This is a genomic window from Mesorhizobium sp. WSM4821 (assembly GCF_055901555.1).
The window spans coordinates 1,130,607-1,153,549 of the sequence record NZ_CM148371.1 but is presented as its reverse complement, the minus strand read 5'-3'; the positions used below and the strand labels follow the sequence as shown (position 1 = coordinate 1,153,549).

Genomic DNA, 22,943 nt, shown 5'->3' with positions numbered 1-22,943 from the left:
TATTCACTGTGCTTTTGGTGCCGGCGCGGATGTCGTCCTGATCCGGCCAGGCGCAAGATCGCCCGGCTCGATGCCTTGACGTAACAGATCATCCGGCAAACGTCCGGTGCGGATCAGATCGCGGCATGCCTTGGCCAGGGCCGGCGACGTCTTGATGCCGTAGCCGCCCTGGCCTGCCAGCCAGAAAAAACCTTCGGCCTTGGCGTCGAAGCCCACCACCGGCGAGGCGTCGCTGACAAAGCTGCGCAGGCCCGCCCATTGATGTTCTATCCTGCGCACATCGATCGTCGTCGCCCGCTGCAGGCGATCGACGCCGACGGCGACGTCGAAATCGTCGGGATAGGCGTCCATCGGCTCGCTCGGGGTCGCATCCGCCGGCGACACGAAAATCCGGCCGGTGTCCGGCTTGAAGTAGAACTCCTCGCCGACATCGTTGACGAGCGGCCATCCGGTAATGGAGACGCCATCTGGTGCTGCGACATGGAACGCGGTGCGACGCTTTGGCACCAGCCCGATCGGAGCAACTCCGGCCAAAGCGGCGATCCTGTCCGCCCAGGCGCCGGCCGCGTTGACGAGGACGGGCGCGGCGAACAGTCCCTGGCTTGTCTGCAAGATCCAGCGATCCTTGTGCCGCTCGATCGCATTGACGCCTGCATCAGTGACGATCCGGCCGCCACGCTTGCGCGCATTCCGCAGGAAACCCTGATGAAGCTCGTTGACGTCGATCTCGCGAGAGTCCGGTTCGACGATCGCACCGGCGACATAATCCGATCGCAGCGCGGGCACGCGGGCCAACGCCTCGCCGGGGCTGATCCGATGGATCGACGGAACAAGTTGGCGGGCCCTTTCGAGTTCTTCTTCAAGCCGGCTCAGCTGATCCTGGCGCGCGATGGTCAGCATGCCACGCGGAAGCATCAAGGGGTGATCGCAAAAACCCTCTGGCGGCGCTTCGAGAAAAGACCGGCTGGCGATCGCCAGCCGTCGGATGATGGCGTTGCCGTAATTCTCCGTAAAGCTCGCGGCCGACCGGCCGGTGGAGTGGTAGCCGCAATGGCTTTCGCGCTCGAGCAGGATGACCGAGGAGACTGCCGCCAGTTCGTAGGCCGCGCTCGCTCCGGCAATGCCGCCGCCGATGATCGCGATATCGGCTTCTTGTATCGAGGCACCGTCGGGAGACGTCATCGTCAGTAACCGCGAACGGGGTCGACAACGTTTTCGAGCGGTTCACCCCGCAGAAAGCGGCTGAGATTGTCGGCAAACATGCGCAGGGCTTCCTTCTCCCAGCCGTCATAAACCGACGAACAATGCGGTGTGACGATCACGTTCTCATAGCTCCAGATCGGGTGATCCTTTGGCAGTGGCTCGGTCGAAAAGACGTCGAGCGCGGCGCCTTTGATGCGGCAGCCGTCGAGCGCCGACAGCAGCGCTGCCTCATCGACGACGCCGCCACGCGAGACGTCGATGAGCACCGCCGACGGCTTCATCGCGGCAAACGCCGCAGGGCCGATCAACCCGCGCGTCGCCTCCAGCAACGGCACGCAACAAGCGATGAAGTCGGCCCGACCCCAAAGCTCCGGCAATGCCTCGATGCCGTGAACTTCATCGACATCGGCGGTTGGTCTGGGGCGCGCACGCACGCCCAGCGTCGCGAGCCCCATGGCCTTCGCGCGCCGGGCCAATGCTTGCCCGGTCCTGCCGAGGCCGAGCAGCAGCAAGGTCTTGCCCTGGATCGGCTCCACCGTGCCAGCGATCCATGTCCGCGCGCGCTGATGCCGGGCGAAATTTCGAAGACACAGCGAGAAGGACAGCATAGCCCCCAGCGCGTATTCGGCCATCATGTCGGCCGCGACACCGGCGGCGTTCGTCACCGTCACTTTTTCGGGGTTCCAGTGACCCAGATGATCCGTTCCCGAACCGCCGACCGAAACCCATTTCACCGTCGGGCTTTCGAGGAGCGCGGATCGCGGGAAACGCGCTGTACCGTCGAAGCGCACCGAGTAGACGATCTCGGCTTTTGTCTCTCCTATCAGGGCGGCCAGACCGGCGTAGCTGTCACAGGGACAAACCGACAGCCCCGGATGCCTGTCCCGCAACACCTTCATCGCCACGGCCGACGCGTTGGTGTGAAGGATTACGGTTAGGCCGGCTGTCATCGTCACGATCGAGGGCCAAGGCGCGGCGCGATTCCTGCCGATATGCGCCGATGCACGCCGTTCAGTCTTTCTGTGAAAGCATCAAACACGTTCACGTCCTGTACCGTTGATTCTGGACTGTCGCCGGCCGACAAGATAGTACCAACTCGGCAAGATTTTGGGATCAGACAGCAGACGTCAGGCATTTCTAGCGACGCTCAGATCCACCGCCGCACGCGTTGCCTGTAGTCGAGATACGCATTGCCGAAGCGCCGCTCGAGATAGGCCTCTTCGCGGGCGACGACGCCGTAGCGGATCAGAATTGCAAGCGGCAGCGTCAGCACAAGGATCCACGTATTCTGCGCGGCCAAGCCGATGCCGCCATAGATGAGGAACATGCCAAGGTAGATCGGATTGCGCGTCCATCCGTGAATGCCGGCCGTCACCAGCACGCGCGTCGGCTCGTTCGTTGGGACCGGCGTCGCAGCGCGGGAGAAGTTGCGAATGCCCGCGGCGAAAAGCGCCAAGCCGACCAGGATCAGCAAACCGCTGATGATCCAGGGGACCAGGTCGATCCCCCGAACGGGGAACGGCAAGCGCAGCAGGCGGTCCAGGACGAAGCCAACCAGCAGAGCGGCGAGAAAGAGAAGGGGCGGTCTCGCGATGACGCCTGCCGTTCCGGTGTCGGTTACCTGTCGCTCAGTCGGGTCCATTTCCATGTCTGCTCCCGCAGATGCTGGGGGCTACGAAGCCCATAGTCCCTAGAAACGACAACCAAGGTGTCATTCTAGAAATTGACAACGTGGGTGTCAATAATGGAAATTGACCCCAGACAGAAATTGACACGGACGAGGGGAACGGAAGCGATGGCGCCGGCGCGGCACGGGACTGACCGAAAGACGGGGGCGGGCTCGATCGTTGACGGCAAGGCCGAGGCGATCACAGAGCTGATGCTCGAAGTGGCCCAATGCTTCTTCAGAATACGTGCCCTCGGGCAGAAGACCGGGCTGATCACCAGTTGGGGCGGCGGTGCCTTCGGCTTCATGCGAAGCCTCGCACTGCTTGGCCCGCTCACCGTGCCGCAGATCGCCCAGATGCGACCCACCAGCCGTCAGCGCATGCAGCGGCTTGCGGATGAGCTTGCTACCGAGGGGTTAGTCGAATTCGTCGACAATCCGAAGCACCGGCGCTCGAAGCTTGTGCAGCTGACGTGCATGGGTGGCGCGCGCTACGGCGAGTTGAACGCCCAGCTCATGTCGATCGCCTCGACCATGGGCGTCGCTCTCGACGAAGCGGATATCCGCAAGACCACCGGGATCTTGCGTCAGCTGAGCGACGATGTGAAGGTGAGGTCGGAGCGGCTGTCGTAAAAGAATTGCTAGTCGGACAACGGTTATATCAATCCGGTTTTTGCAGCGATTTGTCGTTACGTCATTGCACCAGCGGGAGGATTTCGCCCGAGATCACTCTGGTGATCCTTTGTTGGCTGGCGTTGGTCACCACGGTCATGCACGCACAGCCGTAGCCGTAGCCCGACCCCGGCACATTGGTCTCGACGAATTGCCGGTCGTCAAAGGCCGGCCCATTGTCGATGCCTTCAGGATCCGGTCGTCCCTGCATCTGGATCCACCAATCCCCGTCCCTGTCTGTCAGGATGAGGTTGCCGGGTGTCGGGCTGGAGTACCAGCCACAACGGCGCTCGGCATAGGCGGCCGCGGAAAGGGCCATGGCAAGGCAGAAACAGATGGCGAACAGCGCGCGCATGAAAACCGTCTCCTCCCGATGCAACGTTGACGTTGACCTTGGGAGGGCCAGCGAGCCACTCAAGACGCTTGGTGTCGACCTTTGCGCCGCTGATATGGGCGTGGCCACCTGCGCCCGGTATCGCCACCTCGTCGTTCTGCTGCTCAAGATCGATTTGGCCGATCTCGTTGGCGTGCCTCTCGGCGTTTCGCTTCGGATCGCCGTAATAGTCGACAAAGACGACGATCCCCTCCTTTTCGGCCGCGAGCTTGGCAGCTGCCTTTTTGGAAAGCGTGACGTTAACGTCGAAGCTCATGTCGCCCTGGGCTGTTGCCGGCACGGCACAAGCCAGCAGCGCGGATGCCGCAATCGTAATCGCGGGCGACGATCCATAACGTTTCACAATCCACCTCCTTCAAGTCGCTCACGTAATGATGATGCCCCCGCATCCTTTCAAGTCTGGCGGCGACATCGCGCTGGCCGCCAGCTTCATCGTGAAGCAACATTCAGACCGACGCGCGACAGTTGAGGATCTGCTGGAGGCAGATTCAAACGCTTCAATCTGTCGGCGGTGTCCTGCTCGATGTGCAGCCCCCAATCGGAAAAAAATCGGGTCAGGTCCTGATTTGCGACCGTACTGGCACGCAGGATAAAGGTTTGTACCTTGACCGCGTCCTGCTCATTGGCATCATCCAGTGGATGCTCGCGATAATATCGGTGAAGCTTCGGATAGAAGTCCTCGCCGAGACCCCGACGCAATTGATCGAACATGACCAGCCGCACCCAAAACTCATCGTCGTCATCCGCGCTGGCGCGCATCTGTTTTTCATTGTCGAAATCGCGCGTCTTCCGCGCCAGATATCGCGCCGCCAGATCCAGCGGCGCCTTGCCGGTAGAGTCATCGCGCTCTTTCAAGCGGGACGGATGGCCGAAATGCGCCTGGGCATTGAGCGAATAGATATTGACCGTGGTTTCTACAATCTCGCCCCAGGTCCAATCCTCCTGCTGGTACATATGGCCGGTTTCATGCCAGATCGACCACGCTTGCCGCAGCTTATTCACGTCCAGCAGATCACTCATGTTGCTGCCGGGCACACCCATAAAATAGTTGCCAGCGTACATATATACGCCGTCGTCGAAGACCTTCGCCGGCGTCACCGTGTCCTGCTGATAGTGCATGCGCAAACGGGACGGCCGATGAAGTTTGGAGGAGCCGTCGAGGCCGGATAGCGCATCGTACCAGCCTAGAATTTGCTCGATTGTGTCGAGAATTTCCGCGGGGTCGTCCTGAGGCGCCCTCATATAGACTTTGCGGGTCGCGGTAATGGCAGCACGCTCGCTTATCATCTCGACGAATGGCGCACCGGGCGTGTCGGTGAGCATTTTTTGCCAGTCTTCGAAGCTCGTTTTTCCCTTGACGTAGAGGGGGATCGAACTGCCGCCGCGCACGATTGCCACGTCGATAGAAGGCAGAGCTGCACTGAAGCCGCTGTCGATATAGCGGAAATAGATCAGCCCGTTGCGCTTCGCCGTGAAATCGGTGCGCCCTTCCTTGGCAATGACCAATTGCGGGTCATCCTGGGGTCTTTCGTCATAGAAGCTGTTCATCGGGCCTATCATGATCGTCAGACCGTCGGGGGAAGGCGGCAGGCCTTCGGCCATGACCGATACTGCCTCTCCCCTTTTCACGAACACACCGCTTGGCTGATCGTCCATCAGCTTCGTGCGTCTCAGCCTATTGGCCTCCGGTGTGGCTGCAGGCATTGGAGCAAGGCGATAGCGTTTGTTCAGATTGTCGAATTCCGACACCTCTGCCGCCGCCGCTGCCGGTCGGTCGCCATTGCCGGCCGGATAAAGTAACCACTGGGCATTATCATCCAGGCTGGCGTCATAGACGATGATCCGAGCATCGTCCGCACGTTCATTGGCCCTGACGTTGAGCGTCGTGCCGCTGTCATCCAGCTCGATGCCATAGCTGTCCAGATGCGGCTTGAAGCGCCATGCCTGCTCTGCGGACTGCTCGTCCTCGAGAACGACGCTGGTATCCCCGTTTTCGTCGTCGTCGCCCCCGGCAAGATACTTTCCGTATTTTCGAGACCGGATTTGATAGGTTGCGTCGTTCGTTTCTCCGGTCGCCCTGGTGATGGTCCACAGCTGCGCGGGACCATCATTGGGTTTGCGAGCAGACTGACCAAGCACGATCTCGCCATGCCTGCCCTCAAAGGCGGTGAGCGCTTTGTAGGAATGCTTCGGGACGATGTAATAGTCCCCTTCGCGAATCTCAGCTGCACCTGCTGCCGTAACAGTTGCCGCCATCAAGAGCCCGACTATCAAGCGCACTGCAGCTGCAATGAAGTTCTTCATCCCGACACCGTCTGGTCAGTTTTCCGAAATACCGGACGCGCAGCCTTTTGACAGCCTCGTGTCAATCCGCGGCTGGAACAGGGCAGCTCATGTCCCCTTCCTCGCATTTCAGGTAACCCTCGAAGTCCTTGATGCGGGATTGCGCCCGGCTGTCCATGCACTGCGCGATGAGCATTGGCATCATGCTTCCTCCGGCCGCTCCCGCAGTCTGGAAGTTGCACTCCGCGTCGCGAAATTTGACCCAATCCCGCTGTGCTTGAATGAGAAGCTTCTTGCTATCCGCATCGTCTTTCAGACGGGCTTCGATCTGCTTATAAAGCTCATTGAGCTTCTTATCGGATTTCTTGAACGCGGCATCGGCGCACGCGTTCAGGGCGGGCTGATCCTTGGCGGCGTCGTAGCATTTGTCCTGGGCAAATGCGAAAGCCGGCATGGCCAGAACCATGGCGGCGGTCAGTATCGCGGTTTTCATCGATTGTCCTCCGTTTGGAAATCCATTTTTTCGACGGGCCGGGGTTCCCTACGCCAATGGTCACCCCGGCACGGTCGGCCGCTAATTGGCATCGTCCTCGTCCAATCCGTCAGCTTCGCCGGTGCTGTCATCCGACGCACCATCATCCGTGTTGTCGGCAGTGTCGGTGCTGTTTTCGCCATCACCATCGTCCGTCGGGTCTTCATCGCTATTCTGATCGTTCGAATCGTCCTGATCATCGGAATCATCGTTGTCAGTACTGTCATCCGACGCATCGTCGTCACCCGTGCTGTTGTCGTCAGTGTCGGTGCTGTCATCATCACCGCCCGTTGATGCGCTATCGTCGTTCTGATCGCCCGGATCGTCCTGATCATCGGAACTATCGTCATCGGCATCGGGACGAGACGCGTCTGCGTCCGTACGGTCGTCGCCGGGTTGCGAGTTGTCCTCGCGATAACTTGTGTCATCAAGATTTGTCTCCATCTCGTCGTCGTATTCATCGACGACCTGCGTCCACTCCTGACGGTTGTCGACACTCGTCCATTGCGAGATATTGTTGATGGAGATGTTGGTGTTGAAGTTGTTGACCGTGATGTTGGTGTTTACCTCGACGACTTCCGGTACCCGGTTCACGCCAAACAGAAAATTGGTGGCACTCCCAGCGAGCGCGGCCCAAACGAGCCTGTCGACGTCGGCCGGCGTCGAGATCGGTCGATGCCGCACTGTGGCAAGCACGTCACCCGGTCGGGTGCCTTCTCGTGCGGCAACACCACGAGGTGAAACGGCCAGGACATAAACCCCGCGAAGTTTGGGCGGGATCTGGTAGCGGTGTCGAGAAGCGTGATTGATCGGTATCAGAACCGCATCAAGAGCCCGGGAGACGTAGGGTGCCGGCAGATCAAACTTGTTGGCGTATGCAATGTTGATCGTTTGCGGAACGGTTGTGCTCACAACAGCCGTCATCTTCACGGTTGTTGCCAAGGCACGGGCAAACTGCATGGTCAGTCTGGATTTTCGAAGAATTCGCTTTTTCCGCACCTTACAGCCTTCGCGCCTTTTGCCTGCCGGGCAGCAATCTCTAGCGATCATCGCCGTCATTCCGTAACCGTCTCGGCAAACACTTTGCCAGATCTTGCGGCGCTCCGAGCTTCTTCGCCCAAGATACAAGTTGAGGTTTTTCCGACGGCTCGGCATAGCCGCCCCATACGTCGCGAAACTGCTTCCTTCCGTTGACCGTCTGGAAGAACATCACGCCGTCATCACTCACGGGCGTGGAGACGTAGGCGGCGCTCCAATCACCGCTCTCCATGATCGTGATGAACTTCGCCCGCGCGGGCTTGAATTTGTTGTCCATCGCCGAGACGACAAGATGGGCATATTCCTGCTTGCGCGCCTTCGTCGCTTCGGCCTTTACGCCGTCGCAGGCGTGATCCGCGGCGAAAGCAGGGGGCAGTGCCACTCCCAACGCCGCAAGGCCGATCATGACGATTTTGGCACGCCGACGGACGAGACCGTTCAATCCAGACATGAGTGCAACCCTCCTCCTTGCTTCGCTGCAGGCTCATCAATCGTCATCGTCGTCCAATGAACTGTCGTCGTCCGGTGTGTCGACCTCGCAACCGATGCCGCGGCATCCTTGGTAGTTGCCTTGCGTATCGAAGTTGGGATTGCCCTCCCTGTCGTACTGCGGTCTGTCGTCGATGCTTTGATCCCCGTCGTCGGGATCGTCGACCTTGCACCCGAGGCCACGGCATCCGATGTAGCGGCCCCGCGTATCGAAGTTGGGATTGCCGTTCCGGTCGAACTGCGGCCGGTCGTCGATCCTTCGATCCGCCTTATAGGGCCTGTCCACCAAGCAACCGGAACCGCGACAGCCATCATAGCCGTCATCGGTTGTGCAGCCGGCGAAAGCCAGCAATGCGGTGGTCAGGGTCGCATGCATTATGAATTTCATGATCATTCCCCTGGCTGGCTGGCGGCGACCGCTCGTCTGTCAGATCGATAGTCGATAGCCGATGGTGATCCGAACTGGATCCCGGCGATAAGGGGCAGATTTGCTACCTGCCGGAACCTGATGGTCCTCAGGCCGGAAACGTCCGGCATGGTGATGTTCCAGAGCCCTAGAAGGAGTGCGGACAGGATCGCCACGACGGCGACAATGCCAACGGCGATAGCTGCCAGATCCGGCATATCTGTCCCTCCATCCGAAGGCCTGCTACGGGCGACCGTCCCCGCTCCTGTCGGTCGCGTAAAGTCCTTCATGATCCGCTTTTGTTGCTGACCAAAGGCATAGCGTGCTGGAAGATTGCACGGAAGTGCAACATAAGGCAAAGTTTAGATTCATACAAATTGAAAAACTTTAATTTAGAAATTTCTAACAAGCTAAGATATTCTCTCAATCGTGCGACTTATTCCTTTAGATGTGACGCAATATTGCAAGCAATCCGGGGCACGCCTTCTGGAATAGGCCATCGAACACAATCGCGCCGCAGCGATGCCGGTCGGTACGTAGGAAATCCCCGGATTGCCCGGATGTTTCACCCGTTACTCATCCCGGCCACCGTTGCCGCGCGGCTCGCCATCTGCACCGATGTTTCACACATCAGTAATTGACGTTGGAACATTTCAATGTATGCTAAAGCACTGAGACATCATACCTCAAATCTGAGCCGCAGGGTCCCCGGTGATAACTGCTCCACAATTGCGCGCCGCCAGGGCGCTGCTCGGTATCGACCAGCGCAGGCTTGCCGAGTTATCCGGCCTTTCGGTTCCGACAATTCAGCGCATGGAAGCCAGCGAGGCGATGATCAGGGGCAATGTCGATTCCTTGATGAAACTGATTGCGGCACTTGAGGCCGCCGGCATCGAACTGATCGGGGAAGGCGCGACCAGCCAGGCCGGCGGACGGGGCGTGCGGCTGAAGGCGAACCTCAATCCAGCCAGGACTTCCGGTGCCGACGATGCGGAAGCCGAGGTCGGCGGGAGCCTGCCGTGACGTCGATCGTCGCCCTTCTCTTGTGGGGTGTCGCCGCGTTCTTGGGAACCGCCATATTGGCTGTCGCCGTCAGCCGACGCGGCTCGGCGACGCATCTGGTCTATAGCGCAACCCTTGGCATCTCGGCCGTCATGTTCGCGATCGCTGCCGCCGCACTGACGGGCGATCCTGCCGGCGTGTCAACGGTTACGCTGCCGCTCGGGCTGCCGTGGATCGGCTCTCATTTCCGCCTCGACGCGCTGTCGGCATTCTTTCTGGTCGTCGTCAACCTGGGCGGCGCCGTGGCCAGCCTCTATGGGCTTGGCTACGGCCATCACGAACCTGCGCCGCACCGGGTGCTGCCGTTCTTCCCGGCCTTTCTTGCCGGTATGAATATGGTCGTGATGGCCGACGACGCCTTCACCTTCCTGCTGTCCTGGGAGTTCATGTCGCTCGCCTCATGGGCGCTCGTCATGGCGCACCATCGCGAACAGGACAATACGCGGGCAGGCTACATCTATCTGGTGATGGCGAGCTTCGGCACATTGGCGCTGCTGCTCGCTTTCGGCCTGCTGGCCGGACCGGACGGAACCTACACATTCGATGCGATGCGTGCCGCCGAGCCAAGCCGGTTCGTTGCCGCCGCCACCCTGGTTCTCATGCTGCTCGGCGCCGGCTCCAAGGCCGGCCTTGTCCCGCTCCACGTCTGGCTGCCGCTCGCTCATCCGGCGGCGCCAAGCCATGTCTCGGCCCTGATGAGCGGCGTCATGACGAAGGTCGCCGTCTATGGCTTCCTGCGCGTCGTTTTCGACCTGCTCGGCGAGCCGGCATGGTGGTCCGGCGTCGTCGTGCTTTTCCTCGGCGGCCTGACGGCGGTGCTCGGCATCCTCTACGCCTTGATGGAAAAGGACCTCAAGCGGCTCCTTGCCTACAGCACCATCGAAAACATCGGCGTCATCTTCGTTAGCCTTGGCCTTGCGCTCGCCTTCAAGGCCAACGCGATGCCGTCGGCAGCGGCGCTGGCCCTCACCGCAGCACTGTTCCACGTTCTCAACCATTCCTTTTTCAAGAGCCTGCTGTTTTTCGGCGCGGGCGCCGTGCTCACGGTGACCGGCGAGCGCAACATGGAGAAGCTGGGCGGTCTTATCCATCGCATGCCGCTGACCAGCTTTGTCTTTCTCGTCGGCTGCGCCTCGATCTCAGCACTTCCGCCGTTCAACGGCTTCGTCTCCGAATGGCTGGCCTTCCAGGCCATATTGCAGAGCCCCGATCTGCCGCAATGGGGACTGAAGGTGATGGTGCCCGCTGTCGGCGGCCTGCTGGCATTGTCGGCGGCGCTGGCCGCTGCCTGTTTCGTCAAGGCGTTCGGCATCACGTTTCTCGGCCGGCCGCGCTCCGCGGCGGTGGAGCAGGCGCGGGAGGTCGACCGCTACTCGCTGGCGGCAATGTTCATTCTCGCCGCCCTTTGTCTGCTTGCCGGCATTCTGCCGGGCCTGGTCATCGACGGTCTTTCACCGGTGACGCTTTCGCTGATCGGCAACCGCATGCCGGTGCAGATGGCGCAACCCTGGCTGTCGATCGTGCCGATCGCCGAGAGCCGCAGCTCCTACAACGGCCTGCTGGTGTTCGTGTTCATTGCGGTCTCCGCATCGCTTGCCGCATTCGTCATCCACCGCTTCGCCTCCCAGGCGCTGCGCCGCGGTCCCGCCTGGGGTTGCGGCTTTCCCGATGTCACGCCGGCCGCGCAATACACGGCCGTCAGTTTCGCGCAGCCCATCCGCCGCGTCTTCGGTACATTCGCATTCCGCGCCCGGGAAAAGGTGGAGATGCCGCCGCCGGGCGCCACCGCTCCGGCACGTCTCACCGTGGAAATCCACGATGTGGTCTGGGAGACTTTTTACCAGCCGATCGCCGGCGCGGTCGGCTATGCGACCGAGAAGCTGAACCGTCTGCAGTTCTTGACCATCCGGCGCTATCTGACCCTGGTCTTCCTCTACCTCGTCACCTTGCTTCTGGTGCTCGCGCTATGGCCCTGATCCTTGAACTGGCCGTCCAGGGCGCGCAGATGATGCTGGTGCTTTTGCTGGCGCCGCTTCTGACCGGCTTCGTGCGCAAGGTGAAGGCGAGACTGCTGCGCCGCCAGGGGCCTTCGCTGATCCAGCCCTACCGCGATCTCCTGCGGCTGATGCGCAAGGAGGTCGTCCTGGCCGACAACGCATCCTGGCTGTTTCGCGTCATACCCTATCTGATCTTTGCCGCCACCTGGGTCGCCGCCGCGCTCGTCCCGACATTCGCAACCGGCCTCACCTTCAGCTGGACCGCCGATCTCATCGCCATCGTCGCGCTGCTTGGCAGCGCGCGGTTCTTTCTGGCGTTGGCGGGCATGGATGTCGGCACGAGCTTTGGCGGCATCGGCGCCAGCCGCGAGGTGATGATCGCTTCATTGGCCGAGCCCGCCATGCTTTTGATCGTGTTCAGCCTGGCGCTGCTCGCCGGCGCGACGCAACTCTCCACCGTCGCCGCCTTCATGGGCTCGCCTGAGGTCGGCCTGCGGGTATCGCTCGGCATGTCGCTGATCGCCCTCGTCATGGTGGCGCTCGCCGAAAACGCCCGCATACCCGTGGACAATCCATCCACCCATTTGGAACTCACCATGGTTCACGAGGCGATGATCCTGGAATATTCCGGCCGCCATTTGGCGATGATCGAGTTCGCCGCCTTCCTCAAGCTGCTGCTCTATGTGTCGCTGATCTCCTGCGTCTTCATTCCCTGGGGGCTGGTGACCGCTCGAGCCGGACCGGAGGCTTATGCTCTGGGCGTCGTTGCCTACATCGGCAAGCTTGCCGTGAGCGGCATTCTGCTTGCCGTGTTCGAGACCGCCATCGCCAAGATGCGCGTCTTCCGCGTCCCGGATTTCCTCGGTGCCGCCCTCATGTTGGCGCTGCTCGGCACGCTCCTGCTGTTCGTCTCACGGAGCCTTTGATGAACAGCCTCACCTTCGACATCGCTCATCTGCTCGCCGGCGGCCTGGTGCTGGTCTCCTTCATGATGCTGTATCAGGATCGCCTGTTTGCGCTGATCAACGTCTTTGCGCTTCATGCGGTCGTGCTGGCTTTGTCCGTGGCCTGGCAGGCCTACGTCCAGGACGCCCATCACCTCTATGTCACCGCGGCGATCGCCCTCATCTTCAAGGCGATCGTCATTCCCGTCGGGCTTCACCGCATCATCCAGCGGCTCGGCATCCATCGCGACATCGAGACCGCTGTCGGCATTGGCTCGACCATGCTGGCCGGCATCGGCCTGGTCGCCCTGTCGATGGTGCTGATGCTGCGGGTGACGCCCGAAGCCGACCCGCTCGCCCGCGAGGATCTGGCCTTCGCGCTGTCGATAATCTTGCTGGGGCTGCTGGTGATGGTCACCCGCCGCAACGCCGTCAGCCAGGTCGTCGGCTTCATGTCGCTCGAGAACGGCCTGGTGCTGGCCGCCACCGGCGCCAAGGGCATGCCGCTGGTTGTCGAGATCAGCGTCGCCTTCTCGATCCTGATCGCCTTCATTGTCATCGGCGTCTTCCTGTTCCGCATCCGCGAGCGGTTCGACTCGGTCGATGTCGGCGCGCTCGACGACTACAGGGGGGAACGCCGTTGACCGCTCCCTTCGATGCGGTGGCCGCCATCCTGCTGATCCCAGTCGGCGCGGCCGCGCTTCTGGCGGCGCTGCCGAACTACCGGGTGTCGGCAGGCCTGAATGTCGCGGCGAGCTTGCTGACCTTGCTCGCCGCGTTGTCGCTGTTCGTCACCGACCGGCCGCAGCCGGGTCAGTACCTGCTCGTCGACGATCTCAACATCGTCTTCATCGTGCTCAACACATTCGTCGGCTTCACCACCAGCGTGTTCAGCGCCTCCTACATCGCGCACGAACTGGAGACCGGCCGGCTGACCGCGCCGAACCTGCGGTTCTACCACGCGATGTACCAGATCATGATGTTCGGCATGAACCTCGCCTTCGTGTCGAACAATATCGGTTTGATGTGGGTGGCGGTGGAGCTTGCGACGCTGACCACCGTGCTTATGGTCGGCATCTACCGCACGCATGAGGCGCTGGAGGCCGCCTGGAAATATTTCATTCTGGGAAGCGTCGGCATCGCGCTTGCGCTGTTCGGCACCATCCTCGTTTACATGGCCGCCCAGCCGGTCGTCGGCGAGGGCACCGACGCCATGGTCTGGACGGTCCTCATCCAACAGGCAGCGCATTTCGACCCGGCTTTGCTCAACGTCGCCTTCGTCTTCCTGCTGCTCGGCTACGGCACCAAGGTCGGCCTTGCTCCCTTGCATGCCTGGCTGCCCGATGCGCATGCCGAGGGCCCGACGCCGATCTCGGCGGTGCTGTCGGGCCTGCTCTTGAACGTCGCGCTCTATGCCGTGCTCCGCTTCAAGATGTTGCTCGCCGCAAGCCCGGAGGCGATAGCCCCGGGACCGCTGATGGTGGCGATGGGGCTCACCTCGCTCATCTTCGCGGCCTTCATGCTCTACCGCCGCCGCGACATCAAACGCCTGTTCGCCTACTCCTCGATCGAGCACATGGGCATCATCGTGTTCGCGTTCGGCATGGGTGGTCCGCTCGCGAACTTCGCCGGCCTGCTGCACATGGTCATGCACAGCCTGACCAAGTCGGCGATCTTCTTCGCCGTCGGACACATCGCGCAGGTCAAGGGGACACAAAAGATCGCCGACATAAGGGGGCTGACGGAAACGCATCCCGGGCTTGGCTGGGCGCTGGTCATCGGCGTCGTTGCCATTGCCGGCCTGCCGCCGCTCGGCATCTTCATGAGCGAATTCCTGGTCGTGAGCTCGACTTTTGCGAGACAGCCGCTGCTGGCGATCCCTCTGGTGTTCGGGCTTCTGCTCGCCTTCGGCGCGCTGCTGCTGCGGCTGACCGGCGTCGCCTTCGGCGAGCCGCGCGGCAGCACCGCGCCCGTCGAGGCATCCTACGTGCCGATGTATTCCCACCTGGCCCTGGTGGCTGGCGCCGGCATCTACCTGCCGGCGCCTCTGGTCACCTGGTTCCAGCACGTCGCGGATATCCTGGGATGAAGCGCAAGAAAAAGATGCCCACGCTGATCGACCTCATCGAGGCCGGTCGCCCTGTCGAGCGCCACGCCCCCTGGCGCCGCGCCATGGTGGCGCCGAAAACCTGGAACCTTGCCGTAGAGCAGCTAGCCGAGGGCCGCTGGAGCCTGCTCGGTCTTTGGGGCGAGCCGGAGACCGTCCACATGGCGCTTCTCGACGCGGCCGATATCGGCGTCATCAGCCTGAAATGCCCCGGCGGCCGCTACCCGTCGGCCAGCCAGCTTCATCCGCCGGCACTGCGCCTCGAGCGCGCCGCCGCGGACCTGTTCGGGCTCTCGCCGCAAGGGCTTCCCGATACCCGCCGCTGGCTCGATCACGGCCAATGGGGTGTCAGCAATCCGCTGGGAATGCCGGCTCAGGCGCCGGCCCCGGCTTCCTCCTACCGCTTCCTGCCCGCGGAAGGCGACAACCTGCATCAGATTCCCGTTGGACCCGTGCATGCCGGCATCATCGAGCCCGGGCATTTTCGCTTCACGGCAAGCGGCGAAACGGTCGTCCGGCTCGAAGAGCGGCTCGGCTACGTGCACAAGGGCATCGAAGGCCTGATGGCGGGTTCGCCTGTCGAGCGCGCCGCCCAACTGGCGGGCAGGACGTCCGGCGACAGCACCGTAGCCTATTCGCTTGCTTTTGCCCGCGCGGCCGAAGCCGCGTTCGGTGTCGAGGCTCCGCCGCGCGCGGTCTGGCTGCGGGCGCTGATGGCCGAGCTGGAGCGCCTTGCCAACCATCTGGGCGACATCGGCGCCATCTGCAACGACGCTGCCTTCGCGCTCATGCATGCCCATTGCGGCGTGTTGCGCGAACGCGTGCTGCGCGCCAGCGATGCCGCCTTCGGCCATCGCCTGATGCGCGACCGCATCGTGCCCGGCGGGGTGGAAGGCGATTTGAATGAAGCGGGGACAACCGCGATTCTGTCCGCGATCACCGAGATCAGGCAGCGCTTTTCCCACCTGGTCGAACTCTACGACAACACCGCGTCGCTGCAGGACCGCACCGTCGCCACCGGCCGACTCAAGCCGGACCTCGCCCGGCAATATGCGGCGGGCGGCTATGTCGGCCGCGCCTCCGGCCGGGATTTTGACGCGCGCCGCAACCCGGGCTATGCGCCCTATGGTGAACTCGCCTTCGACGTCCCTGTCCTCCAGGAGGGCGACGTGAATGCCCGCGTCTGGATCCGCATCCGCGAGGTCGAGCAGAGCCTGTCCCTGGTCGAGCAGGTCCTGCAACGTCTGCCCGGCGGTCCGATCCGCGTCGGCATTCCCGATCCGCCGCGTGAAGGCATGGCGCTAGAGGGTATGGCGCTTGTCGAGGGCTTCCGCGGCGACATCCTGGCCTGGCTGCGCATTGGCGCGGGCGGCCTGGTCGAGCGCTGTCACCTGCGCGACCCGTCATGGTTTCAATGGCCGCTGCTTGAAGCGGCGATCGAGGGCAACATCGTCGCCGACTTTCCGCTCTGCAACAAGTCGTTCAACTGCTCCTATTCCGGCCACGATCTCTAGGGCAAAGACATACTGTCATGCGCAAGCTTCTCTTCGAAAGCCTGATACGCCCCCCGCTCACCGAGCGTCCGCCGCAGGCGAGCGATGCCGCGGTCGACGAGCTCGCCCGCGCCCTCGACGGCGCGGCTCGCAAGCGGCTGGGCCGAAGCCTGTCGATCCGGGCGGTCGACGCCGGTTCCTGCAACGGCTGCGAACTCGAGATGCATGCGCTTAATAACGCCTTCTACGACATCGAGCGCTTCAGCATCCGCTTCGTCGCCTCGCCTCGCCATGCCGATGTGCTGCTCGTCACCGGCCCAGTCACCAAGAACATGCGCGAGGCGCTGAAGCGAACCTGGGACGCGACGCCCAACCCCAAATGGGTAGTCGCCCTCGGCGACTGCGCCAGGAACGGCGGCTGTTTCGCCGGCAGCTACGCCGTCATCGGCGGCGTGTCGGAGGTGCTGCCCGTCGATCTGCACATCCCAGGCTGCCCGCCGCCGCCAGTGGAAATTCTGAAGGGGCTGCTGGCGTTGCTGGAGGGAGTGAATTCAGGGACGGGTGCTGCCCGAGGTTGAGATGCCGACGAATCGGCAAGACGAAGCAGGTTGCCGTGACGGAAAATGCGTTGTTCAGCCTCGCCCTCCCGCCCGCCGGTTCGCTTCTATCCAGGCTCGCGAATCAGATCGCCGGCACCCACTTCCAGAACACGCCCTCCATGCGTTCGGGGAAGTGCTTGAACTCGCATTCGAAGCGCCATCCGTAAGTCTTGGCGGCGGCAAGCGCTTCCGGGCTAACCGGGTTCATGCCCGTTCCCGGCGCGAACCAGTCTTCCAGCAAGTCGTCGGGTATGTAGGCGCCGATCCTCAAAGGCAGCTTTTCGAGGACGACATCCATTTCCTTCGGTGCGGACAATGGGTTCTCCTTCAGAATCTACCCACGAACAAGTCATTCGAGGCGGGCTGGGTTCCAGAGCATCGCCGAGATCGAGGGGACCGTTATGGGTGGGCAGGAGTGGATTCGAGGTCCAGCTTTACGAGATATGGCTGAAATAGGAGGATCGGCAGATCCGGAACGGACCTTTGAGCGGCCCGAGACATAGGTGACGATTTGTACCGGACACATGGGTAACACTTTTGGCTTTTTGCCGGAGGTGTTGATGCCGTGGAAAGAGTGTTCGGTGATGGAGGAACGTCTTCGTTTCGTGGCTCGCCTTCTCGACGGGGAAGGTATGAGCGATGTGTGCCGGGAGTTCGGGATTTCGCGCAAGACCGGCTACAAGATCTTCAACCGCTACAAGGATGAGGGCCTGGAGGCGCTCACCGACCGTTCGCGGCGGCCGGTGCGCTATGCCAACCAGCTTCCCGACCAGATCGAGCGGCTGATCGTGGAGAGCAAGCGGGAGAAGCCGCACTGGGGCGCCAGGAAGATACGCGAGCTGCTGGTGCGCAAGCTCGCCGGCGACGTACGCGTCCCAGCCAGGAGCACCGTTCACGCCGTGCTCGACCGCCACGGCCTTGTGAGCCAAGCCCGCAAGAGGAACCGGGCGAACAAGGCCGTGGGCACGCAACTGTCCCAGGCGGTTATGCCCAACGATCTGTGGTGCGCCGACTTCAAGGGCGAGTTCAAGCTCGGCAACCGCCAATACTGTTACCCGCTGACGGTCACCGACCAGGCTTCGCGTTACCTGCTTGCCTGCGAAGCCCTTGAATCGACAAAGGAGGTTCCGGTCCTCGAGGCTTTCGTCCGGCTCTTCAAGGAACGCGGCCTGCCCGTCGCCATCAGAAGCGACAATGGCCTGCCCTTCGCCAGCCCCAACGGCCTTTACAACCTCTCGAAGCTATCGGTCTTTTGGCTCAGGCTCGGTATTCAAATCGAGCGCATCAGGCCCGGTCACCCGCAGCAGAACGGCCGCCATGAGCGCATGCACCGCACCCTGAAGCAGCAGACCACGCGGCCGCCGGGCATGAACGCCCTCCAGCAGCAGGCCCGGTTCGATGCTTTCATGAGCGAATTCAACGACGAGAGGCCCCACGAGGCGATCCAAATGAAAGTGCCAGCCGAGCTCTACAAAGCTTCTTCAAGAGCCTATCAAGGCCTCCCCGAGCTGGAATACCCCTTCCATGACAAGGACATTCTCGTCACCGCCTGCGGCCGCATCTGCATGCACAGGAAGAAGATAAACGTCTCGACCGTGCTCGCCGGCCAGAGGCTCGGAATCACCGAAGTCGACGACGGCATTTGGCTCGTCAGCTTCATGCACTATGATCTGGGATATATCGACTTGGAACAAAGGACCTTGCAGACCATCGACAACCCGTTCGGCACGAGGTTGTCACCCATTGGACTGCACCCCTTCGGTGAGACAGTAATCAGTAACAGTTCTCCTTGTTGTGGATTGCGTTTGGTGTCTTTTGCCGTAGTTGCATGAGACTGGTCTCGTATGCGTCCGGCGAGAGATAGTCGAGGGCAGAGTGCAGGCGCTGCCTGTTGTAGACCACCTCGATGAACTCGCCGATCCTTGTCGTTGCATCGTCTATGTCGCGATAGGCTTGGCCATCCACCTCCTCTTCCTTCAGGGTCCTCATGAATCTTTCGGCCTTGGCATTGTCATAAGGATTGCCGATCCGGCTCATGCTCGGCTGGATGTCGTGGCTTGCAAGTCGTGCCGCGTAGTCAGCGCAGGCGTATTGGACGCCGCGATCGCTATGGTGAATGACACTTCCCGGTGCCGGCCGACGTGCCGCAATCGCCTTGTCGAGCGCCGCAATGGCAAGTTCCGCTTTCAGGTGGGTCGCAATCGCCCAGCCGATGACCTTGCGGCTGAAGGCGTCCAGGACGATCGCCAGGAATGCGAACTCCTCGGCGAGATGGACGTAGGTGATGTCGGCCACCCAGAGCTGGTCGATGTCGGTCAGTTGAAGGCCTCGGGCCAGGTTGGGCACGATGCACCAGTCATGCCTGGTGTCGGTTGTCATCGGCACGAAGGGCGCTTTGCGCAGACACAGCAGATTGTCCTCCCGCATCAGCCGCAGCACGCGCTTGTGATTGGCCAGCCGGCCTTCCCGGCTCAAAAGCACGCCAATTCTGCGATAGCCGTAATGCGGGTTGGCGAGCGCCAGGCGCTGGATGGCGTCGCGCAGGCCCACTTCCTCCCTGCGCGGCGCCATCGCCTGCCAATGGCGGTAGTAGCCCGCGCGGCTCACCCCAGCCAGCCGGCACATCCGTTCCACACTGATCTGGCCTTGCAGCCCGGACGCCATCATCGCTTCGATGACCGTGTAGATGCCGTCCCGCCAGGCGCGCCGCTCTGCTGGCGCGCTTTCCCGACGTGCTGCAAGGCTTGTTGAAAAAAATCGAGATCGACCGCTTGCTGTCCGACAAGCCGCTCCAATTCCGCAATCCGCGCCAGGGCCTTCGAAAGCTCGTCGCTCGACGAAGACTGCAGCGCGTCGCCTCCCTTTTGCTCATGGCCTGTTGCCGCGCCGCGTCTCGGGCGCCCGACTTCGCGCAGCGCCGCCGCTCCGCCCGTGCGGAACTGCTTTTGCCACTGATACAGGCCTTTGCGGGAAATCCCCAACTCGCGTGACAGCTTGCTGACATTGGCCCCGGCAGCCATTCGCTGAACCGCCGTCAACTTGAACGCGCGACTGAACCGCCGCCCAGGATCGTCCGTCCTCATCAGTCCTCCTAACGGAGAACTGTTACCATTTTTTCTGTCTCAAAATCGGGGTGCACTACACCATGTCTTAGGTACAAACTGTTACCAATGTCTCCGGGCCGTACACTTGCAAATTTGGCGCACCCGACAGGATTCGAACCTGTGACCTCTGCCTTCGGAGGGCAGCGCTCTATCCAGCTGAGCTACGGGTGCCTTCAGGATCGGCGATTCGGAAAACGAACCAGCCGGTAAACCGGCCAGCCACGGCTTCTTAGCGGAAGCCGGCGCAGGCTTCAACGGGCAAGTGGCCGGCGGCAGGGCTGCGAACTCGGAATAACGCATTTTTCGGATTGCTCATTCCCATGGAGGCCCACGATCTGGGGCTGCCATGACTCTCGAAGGTGCGGGAAGCCAAGCCCGAGCCCGGCAAACCTGCGGTTTATCGGAGAATGGCGCCGAAGCCTGAAATGAAAAAACCCGCCTCGGCGGCCGGGCGCAAATCAGCATAAGGAATAAATTCCTAGCATTACTGCCGTCACCTGTCATGTTGAAACGACACGGAACGCCGATCACGAGCTCGCCCCCCAACCGAACGTCACTGCTCCTGCGCATACAGCAGCCGCGTTGTGGCAGCCGTCGCCGTCGCCAGGCTGCGCTGGATCAGCGCCTCGACATGGTCGTTGCGCTGGCGCGCGCTGTCGGCGCCCATCACCACGAGGATGAGCCGGCGGCCGTCGGCATCGTAGGAGGTGACGATGTTGAAGCCGGAGGCTCTGATATAGCCTGTCTTGATGCCGTTGACGCCGCGCACACGGCCGAGCAGGTCGTTGTGGCCGCGCACCAGCCTGCCCCGGAACATGAAGTCGCTTTCGGAGAAATAGTGGAAATGCTGCGGGAAGCGGGCGCGCAGCGCCATGCCGAGCACCGCCATGTCGCGTGCCGTCGTCTGCTGGACGCCGTCCGGCAGGCCCGAAGCGTTGCGGAAGACGGTGCTGCGCATGCCGAGCTGGCGCGCCCTGGCGGTCATTGTCGCGGCAAACGCGTCTTCGCTGCCGCCGAGATATTCGGCGACGGCGACCGCCACGTCATTGGCCGATTTGACGACGATCGCCCGGATCGCCGTTTCGACGTCGATCGTCTCGCCGCGCCTGAAGCGCAGCTTGGTCGGCGGCTGCCCGGCGGCGTTGGCCGAGACCGGGATTTGCGTTGCCTTGCTGATGCGGCCGGACTCCAGCGCCTCGAACAGGAGGTGGAGCGTCATCATCTTGGTCAGCGACGCCGGATAGCGCGGCGCCGTCGAATTGGCTTCGTACAGCGTCTTGCCGGTGCTGGCGTCGATGACGACAGCCGCATATTTCTGCGGCGACGCCGGCACCGCCAGCATGATCTCCGGCGGCGTCGTCGTCGTACAGCCGGCGACAAACAGCAGCGCAAGTGCGGCGGCAAATCTTGGGATGAGCGGAAAGAGGCGCAGTTTGGACAAGATGGAACTGAACGCAAGCTGTTGCTGAAACGAGTGGGAAACTAGCGTAACCCGATAGCGCCGTCCATTTGGTTAACACTGGCCGAGCGCAGGAGCATCGCCTGTCCACAGATCCTGGGACCGAGCCGGCGCTGCGCAGGTCCTGGCGCGGAAAATGCCGGCTGTCCGGCTTGCGCAATTCGCACAGGACGGTCTTTGCTGGCATCGACAGAATCAGCAGGTGCGCCATGGACGCGATCACGATCAAGGCAAAGGGCATTTCGGTAACGGTCGATCTCGCCGTCGGCCATCTCGCCGACATGGCGGTCGATATCGACGGGCGCCGGCTAAAACCGCTGCATCGCGCGCCCTGGATCGACGAGCCGCGCGAGACACTGCCGCAGGACCTGCCCGCCGGCACCGTGCGCCTGTCCGGCGATTTTCTCTGCGCGCCGTTTTCGCGCAGCGATGTCGAGGCGGCGCCCCTGCATGGCTGGCCGGCCAACAGCCCCTGGGATGTCGTCGGCAGCGAGGCGACGGCCGGTGGCTGGCGGGCCGTCTTCCGGCTGCAGCACAAGGTCATGGGCGCGACGGTCGACAAGATCCTCACCCTGCGCGACGACCATCCCTTTCTCTACCAGGAACATGTCTTTTCCGGCGGTTCGGGCGCGATCTCCGTTGCCCATCATCCGATGACGGCGATGAAGGACGGCGGCAAGCTGGCTTTCTCGCCGAAGCGGGTCGCGGCAACGCCGGACGATCCGCTGGAGCCTGATCCGGCCCGCGGCCGTTTCTTGCTTGCCTATCCCTCGCGGTCCGCCGACCTGACGCGCTTTCCCGCCGCGGGTGGCGGCACGCTCGACCTGACCGACTATCGCATGGACCAGAGCCGGGAGGATTTCGTCACGCTAGTCGAGGCCGATCATGGCGGGCCGGGCTGGACCGCGCTGGCGCGCCAGGCGGAAGCCGATCTCGTTCTGGCGCTGAAGAACCCGGCCGAACTGCCGGTCACCATGCTGTGGGTCAGCAACGGCGGACGCCACTACGCGCCGTGGAGCGGCCGCCATCGCGGCGTGCTCGGCATCGAGGACGGCCGCACGGCGCTCGGCCATGCCGCCTCGCTAGGCGACAACTGGCTGAAGCGGGAAGGGGTGGCGACCGCCTTTGCCCTTGGCGAAGGCCGCAATGTCTCGTTCCGCCACGTGATCGGCGCCGTGCCCCAACAAGCCGGTCGCGAGCCGCCGCGCGACATCGTCACCGCGCAGGGGCATATGCGGCTCCTGGCGGCAGACGGTTCGACGCGGGGCGTCGCTTTCGACAGCGATTTCCTGCGGCTTGGCAGGTCGATTCCTGCCTGAGCGGAACTGTGTCCTGGGGCGGTCGCTTCAGGAAGTGCCCGGCAGGCGGATGAGGGGCGGCGCCGACCTCGACAAATTGGTCGGTCTTTAACACCAGTGCGGATTTGAAATTCCCTCGAACTATCGCCAAGATGCGAACGGAAACGCCAAGCCGGAAAGGCTCCGCAGAAAGGCTA

General features: G+C 62.3%; 24 protein-coding genes, 1 tRNA gene and 1 pseudogene. 10 read left to right on the top strand and 16 right to left on the bottom strand.

Annotation, left to right across the window (positions count from 1 at the left end; all coding sequences use genetic code 11):
- Window positions 1-3: 3 nt before the first annotated feature.
- The 3 genes from AC0NID_RS05335 to AC0NID_RS05325 form a co-directional block, all read right to left on the bottom strand.
- Window positions 4-1,182: an NAD(P)/FAD-dependent oxidoreductase gene (locus tag AC0NID_RS05335; RefSeq protein ID WP_473451563.1), complete on the bottom strand. Its 1,179-nt coding sequence runs from the start codon at window positions 1,180-1,182 to the stop codon at window positions 4-6.
- A 2-nt stretch (window positions 1,183-1,184) separates the two neighbouring features.
- On the bottom strand, window positions 1,185-2,153 hold the full coding sequence (locus AC0NID_RS05330) for a D-2-hydroxyacid dehydrogenase (RefSeq protein WP_473451562.1): 969 nt from the start codon (window positions 2,151-2,153) through the stop codon (window positions 1,185-1,187).
- A gap of 197 nt (window positions 2,154-2,350) precedes the next feature.
- Complete coding sequence (locus AC0NID_RS05325; RefSeq protein ID WP_473451560.1) at window positions 2,351-2,845, bottom strand: methyltransferase family protein; 495 nt, start codon at window positions 2,843-2,845, stop codon at window positions 2,351-2,353.
- Between the two features lie 153 nt (window positions 2,846-2,998).
- Between AC0NID_RS05325 and AC0NID_RS05320 the strand changes: the two genes are divergently transcribed.
- Complete coding sequence (locus AC0NID_RS05320; RefSeq protein WP_473451558.1) at window positions 2,999-3,502, top strand: MarR family winged helix-turn-helix transcriptional regulator; 504 nt, start codon at window positions 2,999-3,001, stop codon at window positions 3,500-3,502.
- A gap of 61 nt (window positions 3,503-3,563) precedes the next feature.
- On the opposite strand, the gene AC0NID_RS05315 is transcribed toward AC0NID_RS05320, so the two are convergent.
- From AC0NID_RS05315 to AC0NID_RS05280, 8 genes are all read right to left on the bottom strand, one after another.
- A complete protein-coding gene (locus AC0NID_RS05315) occupies window positions 3,564-3,785 on the bottom strand; it encodes a DUF4087 domain-containing protein (protein WP_474033466.1) in 222 nt (73 codons plus the stop codon).
- A complete protein-coding gene (locus tag AC0NID_RS05310) occupies window positions 3,730-4,215 on the bottom strand; it encodes a hypothetical protein (protein ID WP_474033490.1) in 486 nt (161 codons plus the stop codon). Before AC0NID_RS05310 ends, AC0NID_RS05315 begins: the two co-directional genes overlap by 56 nt.
- A 149-nt stretch (window positions 4,216-4,364) precedes the next feature.
- Window positions 4,365-6,239, bottom strand: a complete 1,875-nt coding sequence (locus tag AC0NID_RS05305) for a M60 family metallopeptidase (RefSeq protein ID WP_473451554.1) — start codon at window positions 6,237-6,239, stop codon at window positions 4,365-4,367.
- A gap of 61 nt (window positions 6,240-6,300) precedes the next feature.
- Window positions 6,301-6,711: a lysozyme inhibitor LprI family protein gene (locus tag AC0NID_RS05300; protein ID WP_473451552.1), complete on the bottom strand. Its 411-nt coding sequence runs from the start codon at window positions 6,709-6,711 to the stop codon at window positions 6,301-6,303.
- A gap of 81 nt (window positions 6,712-6,792) precedes the next feature.
- A complete protein-coding gene (locus AC0NID_RS05295) occupies window positions 6,793-7,809 on the bottom strand; it encodes a hypothetical protein (RefSeq protein WP_473451550.1) in 1,017 nt (338 codons plus the stop codon).
- Complete coding sequence (locus AC0NID_RS05290; RefSeq protein ID WP_473451548.1) at window positions 7,790-8,194, bottom strand: hypothetical protein; 405 nt, start codon at window positions 8,192-8,194, stop codon at window positions 7,790-7,792. Before AC0NID_RS05290 ends, AC0NID_RS05295 begins: the two co-directional genes overlap by 20 nt.
- A gap of 81 nt (window positions 8,195-8,275) precedes the next feature.
- Window positions 8,276-8,665 (bottom strand): hypothetical protein, encoded by a 390-nt coding sequence (locus AC0NID_RS05285; protein ID WP_473451546.1) that lies wholly within the window; start codon window positions 8,663-8,665, stop codon window positions 8,276-8,278.
- A 2-nt stretch (window positions 8,666-8,667) separates the two neighbouring features.
- Window positions 8,668-8,901, bottom strand: coding sequence for a hypothetical protein (locus AC0NID_RS05280; protein ID WP_473451544.1), 234 nt, complete (start codon window positions 8,899-8,901; stop codon window positions 8,668-8,670).
- Between the two features lie 493 nt (window positions 8,902-9,394).
- Between AC0NID_RS05280 and AC0NID_RS05275 the strand changes: the two genes are divergently transcribed.
- From AC0NID_RS05275 to AC0NID_RS05245, 7 genes are read left to right on the top strand one after another with little or no spacing between them, the layout of a single operon-like run.
- Window positions 9,395-9,706 (top strand): helix-turn-helix domain-containing protein, encoded by a 312-nt coding sequence (locus AC0NID_RS05275; protein WP_473451542.1) that lies wholly within the window; start codon window positions 9,395-9,397, stop codon window positions 9,704-9,706.
- Window positions 9,703-11,721, top strand: a complete 2,019-nt coding sequence (hyfB, locus tag AC0NID_RS05270) for a hydrogenase 4 subunit B (protein ID WP_473451540.1) — start codon at window positions 9,703-9,705, stop codon at window positions 11,719-11,721. The genes AC0NID_RS05275 and hyfB overlap by 4 nt, the downstream gene beginning before the upstream one ends.
- A complete protein-coding gene (locus tag AC0NID_RS05265; RefSeq protein ID WP_473522239.1) occupies window positions 11,712-12,668 on the top strand; it encodes a respiratory chain complex I subunit 1 family protein in 957 nt (318 codons plus the stop codon). The genes hyfB and AC0NID_RS05265 overlap by 10 nt, the downstream gene beginning before the upstream one ends.
- Complete coding sequence (locus AC0NID_RS05260; protein ID WP_473451535.1) at window positions 12,668-13,330, top strand: hydrogenase-4 component E; 663 nt, start codon at window positions 12,668-12,670, stop codon at window positions 13,328-13,330. Before AC0NID_RS05265 ends, AC0NID_RS05260 begins: the two co-directional genes overlap by 1 nt.
- The gene (locus AC0NID_RS05255) at window positions 13,327-14,775 is read left to right on the top strand and encodes a hydrogenase 4 subunit F (protein ID WP_473451533.1); all 1,449 of its coding nucleotides are present in this window, start codon (window positions 13,327-13,329) and stop codon (window positions 14,773-14,775) included. Before AC0NID_RS05260 ends, AC0NID_RS05255 begins: the two co-directional genes overlap by 4 nt.
- Window positions 14,776-14,789: 14 nt before the next feature.
- A complete protein-coding gene (locus tag AC0NID_RS05250) occupies window positions 14,790-16,307 on the top strand; it encodes a hydrogenase large subunit (RefSeq protein WP_473452623.1) in 1,518 nt (505 codons plus the stop codon).
- Between the two features lie 17 nt (window positions 16,308-16,324).
- Window positions 16,325-16,864, top strand: a complete 540-nt coding sequence (locus tag AC0NID_RS05245) for an NADH-quinone oxidoreductase subunit B family protein (RefSeq protein ID WP_473451531.1) — start codon at window positions 16,325-16,327, stop codon at window positions 16,862-16,864.
- A 103-nt stretch (window positions 16,865-16,967) separates the two neighbouring features.
- Here the strand turns inward: AC0NID_RS05245 and AC0NID_RS05240 are convergent, their stop codons facing one another.
- Window positions 16,968-17,201: a hypothetical protein gene (locus AC0NID_RS05240; RefSeq protein ID WP_473451529.1), complete on the bottom strand. Its 234-nt coding sequence runs from the start codon at window positions 17,199-17,201 to the stop codon at window positions 16,968-16,970.
- Between the two features lie 244 nt (window positions 17,202-17,445).
- On the opposite strand from AC0NID_RS05240, the pseudogene AC0NID_RS05235 reads away from it, so the two are divergent.
- Window positions 17,446-18,630, top strand: a pseudogene (locus AC0NID_RS05235) (IS481 family transposase); the annotation flags it as partial.
- 28 nt (window positions 18,631-18,658) lie between these two features.
- Here AC0NID_RS05235 and AC0NID_RS05230 read toward each other — a convergent pair.
- The 4 genes from AC0NID_RS05230 to AC0NID_RS05215 form a co-directional block, all read right to left on the bottom strand.
- On the bottom strand, window positions 18,659-19,549 hold the full coding sequence (locus AC0NID_RS05230) for an IS3 family transposase (protein WP_474033314.1): 891 nt from the start codon (window positions 19,547-19,549) through the stop codon (window positions 18,659-18,661).
- Entirely contained in the window at window positions 19,549-19,905 is a 357-nt protein-coding gene (locus AC0NID_RS05225; protein ID WP_474033315.1) for a helix-turn-helix domain-containing protein, read from the bottom strand. The genes AC0NID_RS05230 and AC0NID_RS05225 overlap by 1 nt, the downstream gene beginning before the upstream one ends.
- A 178-nt stretch (window positions 19,906-20,083) precedes the next feature.
- A tRNA-Arg gene (locus AC0NID_RS05220) sits at window positions 20,084-20,160 on the bottom strand.
- Window positions 20,161-20,542: 382 nt separating this feature from the next.
- Complete coding sequence (locus AC0NID_RS05215) at window positions 20,543-21,430, bottom strand: D-alanyl-D-alanine carboxypeptidase family protein (protein WP_473451466.1); 888 nt, start codon at window positions 21,428-21,430, stop codon at window positions 20,543-20,545.
- 227 nt (window positions 21,431-21,657) lie between these two features.
- Here AC0NID_RS05215 and AC0NID_RS05210 point away from each other — a divergent pair, with 227 nt between their 5' ends.
- The gene (locus AC0NID_RS05210) at window positions 21,658-22,767 is read left to right on the top strand and encodes a hypothetical protein (protein WP_473451464.1); all 1,110 of its coding nucleotides are present in this window, start codon (window positions 21,658-21,660) and stop codon (window positions 22,765-22,767) included.
- Window positions 22,768-22,943: the final 176 nt, after the last annotated feature.

Coding starts and splice junctions, on each gene's coding strand:
- AC0NID_RS05250 (WP_473452623.1), top strand. CDS start 14,790: ATGCCCACGCTGATCGACCTCATCGAGGCCGGTCGCCCTGTCGAGCGC.
- AC0NID_RS05285 (WP_473451546.1), bottom strand. CDS start 8,665: ATGAAATTCATAATGCATGCGACCCTGACCACCGCATTGCTGGCTTTC.
- AC0NID_RS05265 (WP_473522239.1), top strand. CDS start 11,712: ATGGCCCTGATCCTTGAACTGGCCGTCCAGGGCGCGCAGATGATGCTG.
- AC0NID_RS05335 (WP_473451563.1), bottom strand. CDS start 1,182: ATGACGTCTCCCGACGGTGCCTCGATACAAGAAGCCGATATCGCGATC.
- AC0NID_RS05305 (WP_473451554.1), bottom strand. CDS start 6,239: ATGAAGAACTTCATTGCAGCTGCAGTGCGCTTGATAGTCGGGCTCTTG.
- AC0NID_RS05320 (WP_473451558.1), top strand. CDS start 2,999: ATGGCGCCGGCGCGGCACGGGACTGACCGAAAGACGGGGGCGGGCTCG.
- AC0NID_RS05245 (WP_473451531.1), top strand. CDS start 16,325: ATGCGCAAGCTTCTCTTCGAAAGCCTGATACGCCCCCCGCTCACCGAG.
- AC0NID_RS05210 (WP_473451464.1), top strand. CDS start 21,658: ATGGACGCGATCACGATCAAGGCAAAGGGCATTTCGGTAACGGTCGAT.
- AC0NID_RS05325 (WP_473451560.1), bottom strand. CDS start 2,845: ATGGACCCGACTGAGCGACAGGTAACCGACACCGGAACGGCAGGCGTC.
- AC0NID_RS05295 (WP_473451550.1), bottom strand. CDS start 7,809: ATGACGGCGATGATCGCTAGAGATTGCTGCCCGGCAGGCAAAAGGCGC.
- AC0NID_RS05300 (WP_473451552.1), bottom strand. CDS start 6,711: ATGAAAACCGCGATACTGACCGCCGCCATGGTTCTGGCCATGCCGGCT.
- AC0NID_RS05260 (WP_473451535.1), top strand. CDS start 12,668: ATGAACAGCCTCACCTTCGACATCGCTCATCTGCTCGCCGGCGGCCTG.
- AC0NID_RS05290 (WP_473451548.1), bottom strand. CDS start 8,194: ATGATCGGCCTTGCGGCGTTGGGAGTGGCACTGCCCCCTGCTTTCGCC.
- AC0NID_RS05280 (WP_473451544.1), bottom strand. CDS start 8,901: ATGCCGGATCTGGCAGCTATCGCCGTTGGCATTGTCGCCGTCGTGGCG.
- AC0NID_RS05225 (WP_474033315.1), bottom strand. CDS start 19,905: ATGGCTGCCGGGGCCAATGTCAGCAAGCTGTCACGCGAGTTGGGGATT.
- AC0NID_RS05330 (WP_473451562.1), bottom strand. CDS start 2,153: ATGACAGCCGGCCTAACCGTAATCCTTCACACCAACGCGTCGGCCGTG.
- AC0NID_RS05230 (WP_474033314.1), bottom strand. CDS start 19,549: ATGGCGTCCGGGCTGCAAGGCCAGATCAGTGTGGAACGGATGTGCCGG.